Source organism: Globicatella sanguinis NBRC 15551 (assembly GCF_001552295.1).
Lineage (GTDB): Bacteria > Bacillota > Bacilli > Lactobacillales > Aerococcaceae > Globicatella > Globicatella sanguinis.
This window is the reverse complement of record NZ_BCQX01000014.1, coordinates 15,151-31,123: the sequence shown is the minus strand read 5'-3', so window position 1 is coordinate 31,123 and position 15,973 is coordinate 15,151. Positions and strand designations below refer to the sequence as shown.

Here is a 15,973-nt window from a genome sequence, read left to right as displayed (position 1 = left end):
AATTTGACACTATCAAATTAAATTAATAATTGGACTAGTCAAGCCTTTTAATATATGATACACTATTGGAGATTTAAGGACTTTAAGGTGTACCGAGAGTATACTAAGGCTACATGTTAGTTAGCGATATTAGATCGTATAAGCCCTTAAGCCAAAAATAAGGGCTATTTTTGTATGCATTTTTACGAAAATAGCGGAAAAGAGGGAAAGATGGAGACATCAACAAACAAACCATTATTATTAGACGTTCATGAAAAGCCGGCCTTTTTACCTGGAATGTTGCTTAGTTTTCAACATGTATTTGCAATGTTTGGCGCAACAATTTTGGTGCCTTTAATACTGGGAATGTCAGTCTCTACCGCTTTATTTGCTAGTGGTATTGGGACGCTTATTTATATGTTTGCAACGAAAGCGCAAGTTCCAGTTTATCTAGGGTCATCATTTGCTTACATATCAGCCATGGCGATAGCGAAAGAAGCAATGGGTGGCAAAATAGGTGCAGCCCAAACAGGTATTATGTTGGTCGGGCTTATCTATGTTTTTACAGCTATTTTAATTAAAAAAATTGGTAGCGAATGGGTTAATCGTATTCTTCCGCCTGTAGTGATCGGTCCAATGATAATGGTTATTGGGTTGGGATTAGCGAATTCAGCCGTAACCAATGCGGGGTTTGTTAAAGAGGGTGATTGGCGAAATATTTTGGTCGCTTTGATTACATTTGGCGTGTCAGCTCTCATTACTGTCAAAGGTAAAGGGTTTATTAAAGTCGTACCTTTCTTAATTGCCATTATCGTAGGATACCTTTTTGCGATTGTTTTTGGATTAGTAGATTTTACTCCAGTAGTTAATGCCAAATGGCTAGCCATTCCTGACTTGAGTTTACCGTTCGCGACTTCTTTTTCGAGTCTAAAACAATATAATTTTTATTTTGGACCAGAAGCTTTGGCAATTTTACCGATTGCTATCGTGACAGTTGCCGAACATATCGGCGATCATATCGTATTAGGCGAAATTACTAATCATGACTTTGTTCAAAAACCTGGATTACACCGAACATTAATTGGTGATGGGGCAGCAACTTTTGTGTCAGCCTTAATCGGTGGACCAGCCAATACAACCTATGGTGAAAATACTGGCGTTATTGGTATGACCAGAATAGCGAGTGTGTCAGTTATTCGAAATGCCGCCGTAATTGCGATTATCTTAAGTTTCTTTGGAAAATTTACAGCCTTAATTTCAACCATTCCTAATGCGGTATTGGGTGGAATGGCCATCCTTTTATATGGGGTTATTGCAAGTAATGGATTAAAAGTCATGATAAAAGCAAGAACGAATTTTAATCACTCACGTAATCTTATTATTGCCAGTGCGATGTTAGTCATTGGTTTAGGTGGGGCTGTTTTAGAATTAGGATCAGCTTTAACTATATCAGGGACCGCTTTAAGTGCTATTGTCGGAGTTATTTTAAATCTAGTCTTACCAGCAGAAGATTAATAAAAAACAATAGACATTTTCTATTTGTCGCTATCTTAAGTTAGCACGGTAGAAAATGTCTATTTTAGTATTTTGTATGATTCAGCACTGCCGCATTAAAATAAGCGCTGCCGCAATAGGGTCGAGTGGTAAACAAAGCTGTTCGAGGCTTTGAAGATTAAAGAGTTTTAAACGATCTTGTTTTTGTAGCCAATCAATTAAAAGTGATTTGATAATAGGGATGGTTTTATTAACTCCTTCTACCTTAAAATTTAAGGTAGCGGCTAATGTTAAAGGAAACCAAGCAATGAGATTGAGTAATGATTGATGGATAATATATTCAGGCTCATCTTCATGGATTACTAATAATTCATTACTTTTCAGTTGTTCTAGTCTCGTTTGTTGATGAAAAGAGTAGTGGTGAGAGAGTTTATGAAAATTTACAGGGAAATTATGATTTAGAAAAGATAATAACTCGTTAAAATATGATTGGCTTTCGATAATGAGATTTTGTTGATAAGCAGTGACGATTTTAAAAATAGAATCGCTTAAAAAATCAACAGGTATTGAGTGGGATGGGTCTGGTAATTCTCGCTCAATAATTTTAGCGTAAACCTCTAAGGTTTGTTTTAGTAGTAGATGTGTTGGAATCCCTATTTTGGATTGTGTCCCTTGCAACAAAGGATGAGTACTAATAGTGACAGCACAATTAACGATATGATGCGACATTCTCTAACCTCCTTAAGAAAACGTTTACTTTATTGTAATAAATTTAACAAAGGAAGTCTAGTCAAGAATTAATGAAATGAAAAGGATTTATTTCTTAAAAATGATAAAGTTTCTCATAATTCGATTGAATTAATTGCCGTTTTAAGGTATACTCCAACTACAAATTAAATTATAGTAAGAAGGGGTTAATGATTATGCAATTATTTATGCAACAACTCATAAACGGAATTGCCCTGGGGAGTATTTACGCGTTGGTCGCCTTAGGTTATACCATGGTTTATGGAACCATTAAATTAATAAACTTCGCTCACGGCGATATCTATATGGTGGGAGCTTTCTTTGGATATTATTTGGTCAGTGTTTTACATATGAATGTTTACTTAGCGATGATTGTCGCCATGTTCTTTTGTGCCATTTTAGGAGTGGTGATTGAACGGATTGCATATAAACCGCTAAGAAATTCAACACGTGTGGCAGCCCTCATTACTGCAATTGGTGTATCTTATTTACTGCAAAATTCAATGATTTATTTCGTGGGACCTGAAGTTAAGGCCTTTCCAAGTACCGTTACGAACCAAATTTATAGAGTGTTCGGATTGGTAATTAATTCTAAGCAAATACTTGTTTTTATCACAACCGTTATTTTTATGGTTTTATTACAAATCATTGTGAAATATACCAAGATGGGAAAAGCAATGCGTGCGGTAGCGGTTGATGCAGAAGCGGCTCAATTAATGGGCATCAATGTCGATCGGGTGATTTCTTTTACGTTTGCTCTCGGGTCCGGTTTAGCAGGAATTGCGGGTGTATTAGTTGGTGTTTATTATAACTCAATTATCCCGACGATGGGGATTACGTATGGATTGAAAGCTTTCGTAGCAGCGGTGGTAGGTGGAATCGGTAGTATTCCAGGTGCGATGGTTGGTGGGTATTTGATTGGCTTATTAGAAACAATTGTAACTTTCTTAGGATGGTCGACCTATCGTGATGCGGCTGTTTATGGATTGTTAATTGTTATATTATTAGTATTACCTTCCGGATTATTCGTTAAAAATGTGAGAGAGAAAGTTTAGGTGGTCAAGATGGAAAGATTACATTTAAAAAATATCATATGGTTACTGACCGCAATTTTAGGATTTGTATTATTGTTATTTTTAGTCAATAGAGGCATTATTAATCGTTTTTATCAAATTACTTTGGTTACTATTATGTTGAATATTATTTATGCTGTCGGACTGAATTTGGTCTTAGGAATTGCAGGGCAATTTTCTTTAGGACATGCTGCTTTTATCGCAATCGGTGGCTACTCCAGTGCCATCATTAGTAAATCATTCGAAAATAGTTTAATCGGCATGTTTGTAGGAATGGGGATTGGTGTTGTTTTATCTATTTTACTAGCTTTAATAGTAGGTATTCCGACATTAAGATTAAAAGGTGATTATTTAGCTATTGCGACTTTGGGTGTTGCAGAAATTGTTCGGGTAGTCATTAATAATATGAGAGATTTAACCAATGGCCCGGCAGGAATTAGTGGAATCCCTCTCGTTACAACATGGCAATTAGTTTATTTCTTTTTAGTTATCACGACTATATTTATTCTTAATTATGTCTATAGTAGTGCTGGGCGTGCGACAATGGCTATACAACAAGATGAAATTGCCGCTGAAGCAATGGGGGTTGATGTTACAAAATATAAAGTACTAGCATTTGTCATAGGGGCAATCACTGCCAGTATCGCAGGAGCATTACAAGCGAATTATATTGGTATTGTGACACCGAGTGATTATACTTTTGCTAAATCAATTGATATTTTAATTATTGTGGTGTTTGGTGGAATAGGTAGTTTTACCGGTACCTTTGTAGCCGCCATTATTTTAGGAGTATTAAATGTATTTTTACAAGATTTTGGCCAATTAAGAATGATCATTTATGGATTTTCGGTTATTTTAATCATGATTTTTAGACCTGGTGGTTTGTTAGGGACCTCAGAATTAAGAATCGGTCAAATAGTTGCTAATTTGTTTAATCGTCGTAAGGAGGTAGCTAAATGAGTTTATTAGAAGTAAATCAGTTGACTAAAAATTTTGGTGGTTTAGCAGCAGTCTCCAATGTATCGATGCATTTAGAAAAAAATGAATTAGTGGGACTTATTGGACCTAATGGGGCAGGTAAAACGACGTTTTTTAATTTGTTAACTGGCGTTTATGTTCCAAGTGAAGGCGAAGTGAAAATGCATACCCATCAAGGGGAGAAAATATTAAATGGACTAAAGCCGGATAAAATAAGCAGTTATGGTTTAGCTAGAACATTTCAAAATATTCGTTTATTCAAAGATCAACCTGTAATTGAAAATGTCATGGTCGCCATGAATCGTGAACAAGGCAATTCGCTATTTTCAACGATTTTTAGAACCAATCAATTCTACCAAACAGAAGAAAACTTAAGAGCCGAAGCAATGAAACTATTGAAGATTTTCAATTTAGATCAGTTAGCAAATGAAAAAGCAAAAAATCTCGCTTATGGACAACAGCGCCGATTAGAAATTGTTAGAGCGTTGGCGACTAAACCTAAAATTTTATTTTTAGATGAACCCGCGGCTGGAATGAATCCTAATGAAACAGCAGAATTGACCGAGTTAATTGCACAAATTAGAGAGCAATTTGATTTGACGATTGTTTTAATTGAACATGATATGTCATTAGTAATGAAAATCTGTCAAAGAATATATGTATTGGAGTATGGACGTTTAATCGCTCATGGTACTCCTGAGGAAATTAAACAAAACCCTGATGTTATCAGAGCTTATTTAGGAGGTGACGAATAATGCTTGTTGTAAATGATTTAGTTGTCAATTATGGTATGATTAAAGCGGTAAGACAAGTTTCATTTGAAGTTAAAGAAGGCGAAATCGTCACCTTAATCGGAGCAAATGGTGCTGGAAAGTCGACTATATTGAGAACAATCTCTGGATTGGTAAAACCCGCTTCGGGTTCAATGGTTTTTAACAATAATGACTTGCTTAAAATGAGTCCACAAAATATTGTAAAAAATGGCCTAATACATGTGCCAGAAGGTCGTCATGTATTTAAAGGAATGACTGTTAAAGAAAATTTAGAAATGGGGGCTTTTCTAAGAAAGGATAAAGAAAACTTAGCGCAGGAAGTAGAAGAGGTTTTTGAGCGATTCCCTGTTCTTAAAGAGAGAATTAATCAAGACGCTGCGACCTTATCAGGTGGTGAGCAACAAATGTTAGCAATGGGAAGAGCGTTGATGTCAAAACCAAAATTATTATTATTAGATGAACCATCAATGGGTCTAGCTCCAATTTTTATCCGAGAAATATTCAATATAATCACGGAAATTAATAAAAAAGGCACGACCATTTTATTAATCGAACAAAATGCCAAAATGGCTCTTTCCATTGCCGACCGGGGATATGTTTTAGAGACTGGAAAAATTGTTTCAAGTGGAGCAGGCCAAGAGTTATTAGCAAGTGATGAAGTTCAAAAAGCCTATTTAGGAGGTTGAGTTAACGATGTATGTAAAAAATTATATGACCACCAATTTGATTTTAATTGGACCAGAAGCATCCATGATAGATGCTAATGATTTAATGAAGCAACATAATATTAATCGTTTGCCTGTAGTAGAAAACGAGCGTTTAGTTGGACTCATTACCCGCAGTATTATTGCTGAAAATTCACCATCAGGTGCGACAAGTTTAAGTAAGTTTGAACTCAATTATCTATTGGATAAAACAAAAGTGAAAGATATTATGGAAAAACAGGTTATCCAAATATCACCTAATCATCTGCTTGAAGAAGCAGCTGTCATTATGCGCAATTCAAATATTGGGGTATTAGTGGTAAGTGAAAACAACCAGATAAAAGGAATCATCACGGATAAAGATATTTTTAGAGCCTTTGCTGATATCTCAGGCTATAATATTCCAGGTTCTAGTGTCGTAGTGGCAGTGCAACAAGATCGTCGAGGGGTTATTGAGGAGATAGGTGATGCACTATTAGAATCAGATTCTAACCTGACAAACTTAGTGGTGTATCATACAGAGGATGGGATTCGAGTCGTTATTCACATTGATAGTGATAATCCTAGTGATTTAGTTGAAAAACTAAAAAATCGAAATTTAATCGTCAATTCAGTCCAAGTTAAAGAAATAGAATAGAAAAATGAGCATTTGTGCTCATTTTTTTGTTTTTTTAGTTGACGGCGCCTATAATTTATGATAAGTTTATGTAGGTGTTTTTAATGACAGATTCCTGAATACCAGTCGTGCTGACTGCTTAAAAACCCTATCACTAGGAGGCAACAAAGGTTGCTGTAAATTTTTTATTCAAAAATGACACACTTGGATGTGTGGACTAAGATTTTAAGAGAGGAGGACCTTTAAATGCCAACAATTAATCAATTAGTTAATAAACCACGTAAGTCAAAATCAACTAAATCAAATTCACCGGCTTTAAATAAAGGTTACAACAGTTTCAAAAAAGCTCAAACAGATACATTCTCACCTCAAAAACGTGGTGTTTGTACACGTGTGGGTACTATGACACCTAAAAAACCTAACTCAGCATTACGTAAATATGCCCGTGTTCGTTTATCAAACTTAATGGAAGTTACAGCTTATATCCCAGGGATCGGCCATAACTTACAAGAACACAGCGTGGTTTTAATTCGTGGTGGTCGTGTTAAAGACTTACCAGGGGTACGTTACCACATCGTTCGTGGTGCTTTAGATACAGCAGGGGTTAATAACCGTGCTCAAAGCCGTTCAAAATACGGTACTAAAAAACCTAAATCTAAATAATCAATTAAAATAGAGACTTAAATAAATACAATTTCAGAAAGGAGGATTTTGAATGCCTCGTAAAGGAGCAATCGCTAAACGTGAAGTTTTAGCAGATCCAATTTATAATTCAAAATTAGTTACCCGTACAATTAACCGTTTAATGGTTGATGGAAAACGTGGTAAAGCTGCAACAATCTTATATTCAGCTTTCGATATTATCCGTGAACAAACAGGCCAAGATCCATTAGAAGTTTTTGATCAAGCAATTGAAAACATTATGCCATTATTAGAAGTTAAAGCTCGTCGTGTCGGTGGTGCCAACTTCCAAGTACCAGTAGAAGTTCGTCCAGAACGTCGTTATACTTTAGCTATTCGTTGGTTAGTGAACTACTCACGTCTACGTGGTGAAAAAACAATGGAAACTCGTTTAGCTCGTGAAATCATGGATGCTGCCAACAACACAGGTGCTTCAGTTCGTAAACGTGAAGACACACATAAAATGGCAGAAGCAAATAAAGCATTTGCACACTACCGCTGGTAAGATTTTTATGTTAGAATTTTTAATGACAGCATTTTATTTAATGGTAAAATGCAGTCATTTGTTGACATCTACTCAAAAAATGAAAGAGGGGTATATTTCAGATGGCAAAACGAGAGTTTTCTCTTGAAAAAACACGTAATATCGGTATCATGGCTCACATCGATGCTGGTAAGACAACAACGACAGAACGTATCTTGTACTATACTGGTCGTATCCATAAAATTGGTGAAACTCATGAGGGTGGAGCTCAAATGGACTGGATGGAACAAGAACAGGAACGTGGTATTACCATTACTTCAGCTGCAACAACAGCTCAATGGAACAACCATCGTGTAAACATTATCGATACTCCAGGACACGTGGACTTTACTGTCGAAGTAGAACGTTCATTACGTGTATTGGACGGTGCGGTCGCATTATTAGACGGACAATCAGGTGTAGAACCTCAAACTGAAACAGTTTGGCGTCAAGCGAGTGCATATAATGTTCCTCGTGTTGTATTCGTTAACAAGATGGATAAAACCGGTGCTGACTTCTTATATTCAGTAGGGACAATCCATAGCCGATTACAAGCGAATGCTCACCCTGTTCAATTACCTATTGGTGCTGAAGATAACTTCAGAGGTATCATTGATTTATTAAATATGAGAGCTTACTTATATAATAATGATTTAGGTACTGATATCGAAGAAATTGATATTCCTGAAGAATACCAAGAATTAGCTGAAGAATGGCGTGGTAAATTAGTTGAAGCTGTTGCTGAAACAGATGAAGATTTAATGATGGCTTACCTTGAAGGTGAAGAAATTGATGTACCAACATTAAAAGCAGCTATTCGTAAAGCAACAGTAGCAGCAGAATTTTATCCAGTATTCTGTGGTTCAGCTTTCAAAAACAAAGGGGTTCAATTATTACTTGATGGTGTAATTGATTATTTACCTGCACCAATCGATATTCCTTCAATTAAAGGAACGTTACCTGATACAGGTGAAGAAGTAGAACGTCATGCAGATGACTCAGAACCTTTCTCAGCATTAGCATTTAAAGTTATGACAGACCCATTCGTTGGTCGTTTAACATTCTTCCGTGTTTACTCTGGAACTTTAGAAGCAGGTTCATACGTTAAGAACTCTACTAAAGGAAAACGTGAACGTGTAGGACGTATCTTACAAATGCACGCTAACTCTCGTCAAGAGATTGCAGAAGTATTCTCTGGAGACATTGCTGCAGCAGTAGGATTAAAAGATACAGGTACTGGTGACACTTTATGTGATGAAAAAGAAGAAGTTATCTTAGAATCAATGGAATTCCCAGAACCAGTTATTGAAGTTGCAATTGAACCAAACTCAAAAGCAGATCAAGATAAAATGGGGATTGCATTACAAAAACTATCTGAAGAAGATCCAACATTCCGTGCATCAACTAACCATGAAACTGGACAAACAATCATCGCTGGTATGGGTGAGTTACACTTAGATATTATCGTTGACCGTTTGAAACGTGAATTTAAAGTTGAAGCAACTGTAGGTGCTCCACAAGTTTCATATCGTGAAACTTTCCGTGGTACTACTCAAGCAGAAGGTAAATTCGTTCGTCAATCAGGTGGTAAAGGACAATACGGTCACGTATGGATTGAATTTACACCAAATGAAGAAGGTAAAGGATTCGAATTCGAAAACGCGATTGTTGGTGGGGTTGTTCCTCGTGAATATATTCCTGCAGTCGAAGCCGGCTTGAAAGATGCAATGGAAAACGGTGTGTTAGCTGGTTTCCCATTAGTTGACATTAAAGCTAAATTGTATGATGGATCATACCACGATGTCGATTCATCAGAAACAGCCTTTAAAGTAGCAGCATCAATGGCATTGAAAGCAGCTGCGAAAAAAGCTAATCCATCTATTTTAGAACCAATGATGGGCGTAGAAATTACGGTTCCTGAAGAATACTTCGGTGATGTAATGGGTCACATCAACGCTCGTCGTGGACGTGTTGAAGGTTCAGAAGTACGTGGTAACGCACAAGTTGTTAAAGGGATGATTCCTTTAGCAGAAATGTTTGGATATGCAACTACATTGCGTTCAGCAACTCAAGGACGTGGTACATTCTCAATGACATTTGATCACTATGAAGATGTTCCTAAATCTATTGCTGAAGAAATCATTGCAAAATACGGTACTAAATCAGCTGAATAAGCCTGAATTAGCACACTAAAATCTAGAAGGACTGTATTATTGAAATTATAGTCCTTTCTAGGTATAATAATTATGATAGATTAATCATCTATAAAAATAGAACTCATTCTTAGGAGGAATTAACTAAAATGGCAAAAGAAAAATTTGACCGCTCAAAACCACACGTTAACGTCGGTACATTAGGACACGTTGACCACGGTAAAACAACATTATCAGCAGCTATCGCAACAGTGTTAGCAAAACAAGGATTCGGACAAGCTCAAGCTTATGACCAAATCGATAACGCTCCAGAAGAAAAAGAACGTGGAATCACAATCAACACTTCTCATATCGAGTATGAAACAGCTAACCGTCACTACGCTCACGTTGACTGCCCAGGACACGCGGACTACGTTAAAAACATGATCACTGGTGCTGCTCAAATGGACGGCGCAATCTTAGTAGTTTCTGCAGCTGATGGTCCAATGCCTCAAACACGTGAACATATCTTATTATCACGTCAAGTAGGTGTTCCTTACATGGTTGTCTTCTTAAACAAAGTTGACATGGTTGACGATGAAGAATTATTAGAATTAGTTGAAATGGAAGTTCGTGATTTATTATCTGAATACGAATTCCCTGGAGACGACGTTCCAGTAATCGCTGGTTCAGCTTTAAAAGCTTTAGAAGGCGAAGAACAATATGAAGCAAAAGTATTAGAATTAATGGAAGCTGTAGATACATACATTCCAGAACCAGTTCGTGATACTGAAAAACCATTCATGATGCCAGTTGAAGATGTGTTCTCAATCACAGGTCGTGGTACAGTTGCTACTGGACGTGTTGAACGTGGACAAGTTAAAGTTGGTGACGAAGTTGAAATCGTTGGTATTGCTGAAGAAATTAGCAAAACAACTGTAACTGGTGTTGAAATGTTCCGTAAATTATTAGATTACGCTGAAGCTGGAGATAACATTGGTGCGTTATTACGTGGTGTTACACGTGAACAAATCCAACGTGGTCAAGTATTAGCAAAACCAGGAACAATTACACCTCATACTAAATTCGAGGCGGAAGTTTACGTATTATCAAAAGAAGAAGGTGGACGTCATACTCCATTCTTCGCTAACTACCGTCCTCAATTCTACTTCCGTACAACTGACGTTACAGGTGTTGTAGAATTACCAGAAGGTACAGAAATGGTAATGCCTGGAGATAACGTATCAATGACAGTTGAATTAATTCACCCAATCGCGATTGAAGATGGAACTCGTTTCTCTATCCGTGAAGGTGGACGTACTGTTGGTGCTGGTACTGTTACTAAAGTTGTTCAATAATTTTAATTAAATTGTTTAGGTGATTGATTTAGGTCAATCACCTTTTTTTCGCTTAAAGTTGAATCTCTCTGTAATGAGGAGGCACTTTCTCTATCGATACAAAAAATGGCTCTTTGTCAAAGGGTATGGGTAACATAAGTGACCCTGATTATTCAACCCCTGGGCTTTAAAGTACCGAGCAATGATTAAACAGAATTTAAAAAGTTTATGCTTGCCTCGTGACGACTAGCAATTTATTGTTAGTATTGGTATAATTGTTGAAGTTAGAAAGGAGCACCTATATGAAAATAAATGAACTATTTAATAAGATATATTCTGCATTACCAGGTCTTTTAGGCGCTGCTCTACTGTTGGTCATAGCCTTATTTATGGCTTTTTTAACAAAAAAATTAACTACAAAGGGATTGGATAAAGTAGAGTTTGATAGCAAATTGCAAAAATGGGGAATGGCGAAGAATGACGAGGAATCGAACATCTTTATTGAAACAATCGGTTCTCTGGTATATTTTGTGACCATTCTATTATTTACACCATTCATATTTACTGGCTTGAATTTATCTGGTGTAGCGGACCCTGTTATTATTATGTTAGATAAATTTTGGGATTTTATCCCTAATTTACTAGTATCCGTGATGATTATTATCATCGGATCCTATTTATGTAAATTCATCAAAAAATTAAGTCGCAATTTATTCGAAGGAATTGACGTTGATCGTTGGTATAGAAAGTTAATCGGACAGCAGGAAACAGCAGAATTTGTAACAGAAACTCGGTTAGCTGATGTTTTATCTTCTATTATATATGTTTTAATTTACATCCCTATCATTACGGTAGCTTTACAAATATTAGGAGTATCAACAATCTCAGATCCCATTGTATCTGTTCTGAATCAAATTGTGAGTGTCATACCGAATGTATTGGCTGCGGTAGTTCTTGTAATCATTGGTAATTTTATTGCTAAATTGGTCGCTGACTTAATTGAGAGTATGTTGAAAACTTCAGGTATTGATAAATATTCTCAATATTTAAACTTTAAAGGCGAAACGAGTATTTTGATTTCAAATGTATCGGCTCAAATTATTCAAGCGGTATTGATGATATTTTTCCTAGTTGAAGCCATTTCGGTTCTACAATTAGATGTATTAAACTCAATTGGTAATTCGATTATTGCCTACTTGCCGGCTGTTGTGAGCTCAGTTATTATCTTAGCAGTAGGGATTATTGGAGGAAATGTATTGGCTACATTTTTAGCGAAAGTATCGGGCAGTAAACTGTTTGGAGAATTCATTCGATACGGGGTTATTATTTTTGCTGTTTTCATGACCTTGGATCAATTAAAATTTGCACAAACGATTGTCAATACTAGTTTTACTATGTTGCTTGGTGCATTTGCAGTTGCATTTGCTTTAGCCTTTGGATTGGGTGGAAGAGACTTTGCTGCCAAACAACTTGAAAAAGCAGATCGGGCTTTAAATAATGAAACGGATCTAAATGAAAAAAGTGAATAAATCAAATAAAATAAGCCATGTAAAAGGCTTATTTTATTTGATTAAAATTGAAAACGAAATCACAAAAAAAGTTTAAAAAAGGCCTTGCTATTATACATTGTTTTCCGTATAATAATAGCTGTGCCTATTTATAGGGATTATTATGCTCTAAAACAGGCCCCCTATTTAAGAGGGGAGACGGCAATGAAGCGAGAGGTTGTGACACACTAGGGTGAGTTGCCACGGCTTAGTTAGTCAGAAATTCTTGTGGAGCAAGTCATATTAATTAAATTTGACGAAGGAGGAAACAAAATGGCAAAACAAAAAATCCGTATTCGTTTAAAAGCTTATGAACATAGAGCTTTAGACGTATCAGCGAACAAAATCGTAGAATCAGCACAAAGAACAGGAGCGAAAACAGCTGGACCAATTCCATTACCAACTGAACGTTCTTTATATACTGTTATTCGTGCGACACATAAATACAAAGATTCTCGTGAGCAATTTGAAATGCGTACACACAAACGTTTAATCGACATTATTGAGCCAACTGCTAAAACAGTAGATGCTTTAATGAAATTAGACTTACCAAGTGGTGTGGATGTAGAAATTAAATTATAAAAATAAAATAAAACGGAGGTGTACTCATGACCAAAGGAATCTTAGGAACAAAAGTAGGAATGACTCAATTCTTCACTGAAAATGGTGAATTAATTCCAGTAACTGTTGTTGAAGCTGCTCCAAACGTAGTTTTACAAGTAAAAACAGTAGAAACTGACGGATACGAAGCTGTCCAATTAGGATATGGCGATTTACGTGAAGTATTAACAAACAAACCTGCTAAAGGTCATGTAGCAAAAGCAAATGCTACTCCTAAGCGCTTCATTCGCGAATTTCGTGATGTTGAGCTTGGAGAATATGAAGTAGGGCAAGAAATCACAGTAGAAACATTCGCGGTGGGTGACATCGTCGATGTAACAGGAACATCTAAAGGGAAAGGTTTCCAAGGTGTAATTAAACGTCACGGCCAAAGTCGTGGACCAATGGCACATGGTTCTCGTTTCCACCGTCGTCCTGGATCAATGGGTATGGCGTCAGATGCTTCTAAAGTATTTAAAGGTAAAAAATTACCTGGACAAACTGGTGGCGATCGTGTAACAATTCAAAACTTAGAAATTGTTTCAGTTGACGTTGAAAACAATGTTATCTTAATTAAAGGTAATGTTCCAGGAGCTAAAAAATCTTTAGTAGAAGTTAAACAAGCTATTAAATCAGTTAAATAATATCGAGGAAGGAGGAACGAGATAAAATGCCAAAAGTTACATTATTTAAACAAGATGGTTCTACAGCGGGAGAAATCGAATTAAACGAAGCTGTCTTCGGTATCGAACCAAACGAAGGAGTTATGTTCGATGCGGTTATCATGCAACGTGCATCATTACGTCAAGGAACACACGCTGTGAAAAATAGAAGTGCAGTGCGTGGTGGAGGACGTAAACCATGGAGACAAAAAGGGACTGGTCGTGCGCGCCAAGGTTCTATTCGCTCACCACAATGGGTTGGTGGAGGAACTGTATTTGGTCCAACACCTCGTTCATATAGTTATAAATTACCAAGAAAAGTTCGTCGTTTAGCTTTACAATCTGTGTTATCACAAAAAGTATTAGACGGCAAATTAATTGTAGTTGATTCATTACAATTTGACGCACCAAAAACAAAAGAGTTCAAACAATTCTTAAATAACATTAATGTTGATTCTAAAACTTTATTAGTTTTAGAAGGAGAAAACACTAATGCGTTTTATTCAGCTCGTAACATCAATACTGTTAAAGTCATTGACGACAATAACGTTAACGTATTAGATGTCATGAATTACGATACAGTAATTCTTACACAAGCTGCACTTTCTACAGTAGAGGAGGCTTTAGCATAATGCAATTATCAGAAGTGATTTTACGTCCAGTTATTACTGAGCAATCAATGCGCTTAATGGATGAAAATAAATATACTTTCGAAGTTGATCGCCGTGCAGACAAAACTTATATTAAACAAGCGGTTGAAGCAATGTTCGAAGGAGTTAAAGTTGCTAAAGTAAACACTGTTAATGTTGATGGTAAATTAAAACGTATGGGCCGCTACCAAGGCTTCACTCGTAAGTATAAAAAAGCTATCGTAACATTAACACCTGATTCAAAAACAATCGAATTATTTGGCTCAGAAGCTGAATAATAATTAGTAAATATAGTAAAATAGGAGGGCATTTAAGTGGCTATTAAACATTACAAACCAACCTCTAATGGTCGTCGTAATATGACAGGCTACGATTTCTCAGAAATCACAACTTCAAAACCAGAGAAATCTTTATTAACTAGTCAAAAACAAAAAGCTGGTCGTAACAGTCAAGGTAAAATCACTGTTCGTCACCACGGTGGCGGTAACAAACGTGCATACCGTGTTATTGACTTCAAGCGTAATAAAGACGGTGTTGTTGGTACAGTTGCAACAATCGAATACGATCCAAACCGTTCAGCAAACATCGCTTTAATCCATTATGAAGATGGAGTGAAGACTTATATTCTTGCTCCAAAAGGTCTTAAAGTAGGACAAAAAATCCAATCTGGAGACGATGCGGATATCGTAATCGGTAACGCTTTAACATTAGCAAACATTCCAGTAGGTACAGTTGTTCATAACATCGAATTAAAACCTGGTAAAGGTGGACAATTAATTCGTTCAGCTGGTACAAGCGCACAAGTATTAGGACATGAAGGAAAATATACTTTAGTTCGTTTAAATTCAGGTGAAGTACGTATGATTTTATCTACTTGTCGTGCAACAGTAGGTACAGTAGGAAATGAACAACACGAATTAATTAACATTGGTAAAGCAGGTCGTTCTCGTTGGTTATCTAAACGTCCAGAAGTACGTGGATCTGTAATGAACCCTAATGATCACCCACACGGTGGTGGTGAAGGTCGTGCGCCAATCGGTCGTCCAGCACCATTAACTCCTTGGGGTAAAAAAGCTCTTGGTATGAAAACTCGTGATGCTAAGAAAAAATCTAGCAAGTTAATCATTCGTGGTCGTAAAAAATAATAAATAGACAGTTTCGAAAAAATCGAAGGGAGGCTACACACTGTGAGTCGTAGTTTGAAAAAAGGACCTTTCGTTGATGCCCATTTAATGAAAAAAGTTGAAGAGCAAAACGAAAGCAGTAAAAAACAAGTAATCAAGACATGGTCTCGTCGTTCTACAATCTTCCCTAATTTTATTGGGTTAACTATTGCAGTATACGATGGACGCAAACATGTACCAGTGTATGTACAAGAAGATATGGTTGGTCATAAATTAGGCGAATTCGTACCAACACGTACATATAGAGGTCATGCTGCCGATGACAAAAAGACTAAGAAACGCTAATTAAGGAG

The 15,973-nt window shown here is 36.5% G+C and carries 18 protein-coding genes; 17 read left to right on the top strand and 1 reads right to left on the bottom strand.

What is annotated here, in order from left to right; genetic code table 11:
* Positions 1-210: 210 nt before the first annotated feature.
* Positions 211-1,494: a uracil-xanthine permease family protein gene (locus GSA01S_RS02250; RefSeq protein ID WP_066124424.1), complete on the top strand. Its 1,284-nt coding sequence runs from the start codon at positions 211-213 to the stop codon at positions 1,492-1,494.
* Positions 1,495-1,575: 81 nt separating this feature from the next.
* Here GSA01S_RS02250 and GSA01S_RS02245 read toward each other — a convergent pair whose 3' ends face one another.
* Positions 1,576-2,202, bottom strand: a complete 627-nt coding sequence (locus GSA01S_RS02245) for a hypothetical protein (protein WP_066124423.1) — start codon at positions 2,200-2,202, stop codon at positions 1,576-1,578.
* Between the two features lie 194 nt (positions 2,203-2,396).
* Here GSA01S_RS02245 and GSA01S_RS02240 point away from each other — a divergent pair, with 194 nt between their 5' ends.
* The 16 genes from GSA01S_RS02240 (at position 2,397) to rpsS (ending at position 15,965) form a co-directional block, all read left to right on the top strand.
* Positions 2,397-3,275: a branched-chain amino acid ABC transporter permease gene (locus tag GSA01S_RS02240; protein WP_066124421.1), complete on the top strand. Its 879-nt coding sequence runs from the start codon at positions 2,397-2,399 to the stop codon at positions 3,273-3,275.
* Between the two features lie 9 nt (positions 3,276-3,284).
* Positions 3,285-4,253, top strand: a complete 969-nt coding sequence (locus GSA01S_RS02235; protein ID WP_066124419.1) for a branched-chain amino acid ABC transporter permease — start codon at positions 3,285-3,287, stop codon at positions 4,251-4,253.
* Positions 4,250-5,026 (top strand): ABC transporter ATP-binding protein, encoded by a 777-nt coding sequence (locus GSA01S_RS02230; RefSeq protein WP_066124418.1) that lies wholly within the window; start codon positions 4,250-4,252, stop codon positions 5,024-5,026. Before GSA01S_RS02235 ends, GSA01S_RS02230 begins: the two co-directional genes overlap by 4 nt.
* Positions 5,026-5,730: an ABC transporter ATP-binding protein gene (locus GSA01S_RS02225; protein ID WP_066124416.1), complete on the top strand. Its 705-nt coding sequence runs from the start codon at positions 5,026-5,028 to the stop codon at positions 5,728-5,730. The genes GSA01S_RS02230 and GSA01S_RS02225 overlap by 1 nt, the downstream gene beginning before the upstream one ends.
* 7 nt (positions 5,731-5,737) lie before the next feature.
* Positions 5,738-6,385 carry a CBS domain-containing protein gene (locus tag GSA01S_RS02220; RefSeq protein WP_066124414.1) on the top strand — a complete coding sequence of 216 codons (648 nt, stop codon included), beginning with the start codon at positions 5,738-5,740 and terminating at the stop codon, positions 6,383-6,385.
* 225 nt (positions 6,386-6,610) lie between these two features.
* A complete protein-coding gene (rpsL, locus tag GSA01S_RS02215; protein WP_066124412.1) occupies positions 6,611-7,027 on the top strand; it encodes a 30S ribosomal protein S12 in 417 nt (138 codons plus the stop codon).
* A 52-nt stretch (positions 7,028-7,079) separates the two neighbouring features.
* Positions 7,080-7,550 carry a 30S ribosomal protein S7 gene (gene rpsG / locus GSA01S_RS02210; protein ID WP_066124410.1) on the top strand — a complete coding sequence of 157 codons (471 nt, stop codon included), beginning with the start codon at positions 7,080-7,082 and terminating at the stop codon, positions 7,548-7,550.
* A 101-nt stretch (positions 7,551-7,651) separates the two neighbouring features.
* Entirely contained in the window at positions 7,652-9,742 is a 2,091-nt protein-coding gene (gene fusA / locus GSA01S_RS02205; RefSeq protein WP_066124408.1) for an elongation factor G, read from the top strand.
* A 128-nt stretch (positions 9,743-9,870) separates the two neighbouring features.
* Positions 9,871-11,058 carry an elongation factor Tu gene (tuf, locus tag GSA01S_RS02200; RefSeq protein ID WP_066124406.1) on the top strand — a complete coding sequence of 396 codons (1,188 nt, stop codon included), beginning with the start codon at positions 9,871-9,873 and terminating at the stop codon, positions 11,056-11,058.
* A gap of 281 nt (positions 11,059-11,339) precedes the next feature.
* On the top strand, positions 11,340-12,566 hold the full coding sequence (locus tag GSA01S_RS02195) for a mechanosensitive ion channel (RefSeq protein ID WP_066124404.1): 1,227 nt from the start codon (positions 11,340-11,342) through the stop codon (positions 12,564-12,566).
* 291 nt (positions 12,567-12,857) lie between these two features.
* Entirely contained in the window at positions 12,858-13,166 is a 309-nt protein-coding gene (gene rpsJ / locus GSA01S_RS02190; RefSeq protein WP_066124402.1) for a 30S ribosomal protein S10, read from the top strand.
* A gap of 26 nt (positions 13,167-13,192) precedes the next feature.
* Entirely contained in the window at positions 13,193-13,828 is a 636-nt protein-coding gene (gene rplC, locus GSA01S_RS02185; protein WP_066124400.1) for a 50S ribosomal protein L3, read from the top strand.
* Between the two features lie 26 nt (positions 13,829-13,854).
* Positions 13,855-14,478, top strand: coding sequence for a 50S ribosomal protein L4 (rplD, locus tag GSA01S_RS02180; protein ID WP_066124398.1), 624 nt, complete (start codon positions 13,855-13,857; stop codon positions 14,476-14,478).
* The gene (locus tag GSA01S_RS02175; protein WP_066124396.1) at positions 14,478-14,774 is read left to right on the top strand and encodes a 50S ribosomal protein L23; all 297 of its coding nucleotides are present in this window, start codon (positions 14,478-14,480) and stop codon (positions 14,772-14,774) included. Before rplD ends, GSA01S_RS02175 begins: the two co-directional genes overlap by 1 nt.
* Before the next feature lie 36 nt (positions 14,775-14,810).
* Positions 14,811-15,641 (top strand): 50S ribosomal protein L2, encoded by an 831-nt coding sequence (gene rplB, locus GSA01S_RS02170; RefSeq protein WP_066124395.1) that lies wholly within the window; start codon positions 14,811-14,813, stop codon positions 15,639-15,641.
* 42 nt (positions 15,642-15,683) lie between these two features.
* Positions 15,684-15,965: a 30S ribosomal protein S19 gene (gene rpsS, locus GSA01S_RS02165; protein ID WP_066124393.1), complete on the top strand. Its 282-nt coding sequence runs from the start codon at positions 15,684-15,686 to the stop codon at positions 15,963-15,965.
* Positions 15,966-15,973: the final 8 nt, after the last annotated feature.

Excerpts from the sequence above, each read along its gene's own strand:
- fusA (WP_066124408.1), top strand. The coding sequence starts at position 7,652 with ATGGCAAAACGAGAGTTTTCTCTTGAAAAAACACGTAATATCGGTATC.
- rpsJ (WP_066124402.1), top strand. The coding sequence starts at position 12,858 with ATGGCAAAACAAAAAATCCGTATTCGTTTAAAAGCTTATGAACATAGA.
- GSA01S_RS02225 (WP_066124416.1), top strand. The coding sequence starts at position 5,026 with ATGCTTGTTGTAAATGATTTAGTTGTCAATTATGGTATGATTAAAGCG.
- rpsG (WP_066124410.1), top strand. The coding sequence starts at position 7,080 with ATGCCTCGTAAAGGAGCAATCGCTAAACGTGAAGTTTTAGCAGATCCA.
- GSA01S_RS02220 (WP_066124414.1), top strand. The coding sequence starts at position 5,738 with ATGTATGTAAAAAATTATATGACCACCAATTTGATTTTAATTGGACCA.
- GSA01S_RS02230 (WP_066124418.1), top strand. The coding sequence starts at position 4,250 with ATGAGTTTATTAGAAGTAAATCAGTTGACTAAAAATTTTGGTGGTTTA.
- GSA01S_RS02245 (WP_066124423.1), bottom strand. The coding sequence starts at position 2,202 with ATGTCGCATCATATCGTTAATTGTGCTGTCACTATTAGTACTCATCCT.
- GSA01S_RS02250 (WP_066124424.1), top strand. The coding sequence starts at position 211 with ATGGAGACATCAACAAACAAACCATTATTATTAGACGTTCATGAAAAG.
- GSA01S_RS02175 (WP_066124396.1), top strand. The coding sequence starts at position 14,478 with ATGCAATTATCAGAAGTGATTTTACGTCCAGTTATTACTGAGCAATCA.
- rplD (WP_066124398.1), top strand. The coding sequence starts at position 13,855 with ATGCCAAAAGTTACATTATTTAAACAAGATGGTTCTACAGCGGGAGAA.
- rplC (WP_066124400.1), top strand. The coding sequence starts at position 13,193 with ATGACCAAAGGAATCTTAGGAACAAAAGTAGGAATGACTCAATTCTTC.
- GSA01S_RS02195 (WP_066124404.1), top strand. The coding sequence starts at position 11,340 with ATGAAAATAAATGAACTATTTAATAAGATATATTCTGCATTACCAGGT.
- GSA01S_RS02235 (WP_066124419.1), top strand. The coding sequence starts at position 3,285 with ATGGAAAGATTACATTTAAAAAATATCATATGGTTACTGACCGCAATT.
- rpsL (WP_066124412.1), top strand. The coding sequence starts at position 6,611 with ATGCCAACAATTAATCAATTAGTTAATAAACCACGTAAGTCAAAATCA.
- tuf (WP_066124406.1), top strand. The coding sequence starts at position 9,871 with ATGGCAAAAGAAAAATTTGACCGCTCAAAACCACACGTTAACGTCGGT.
- GSA01S_RS02240 (WP_066124421.1), top strand. The coding sequence starts at position 2,397 with ATGCAATTATTTATGCAACAACTCATAAACGGAATTGCCCTGGGGAGT.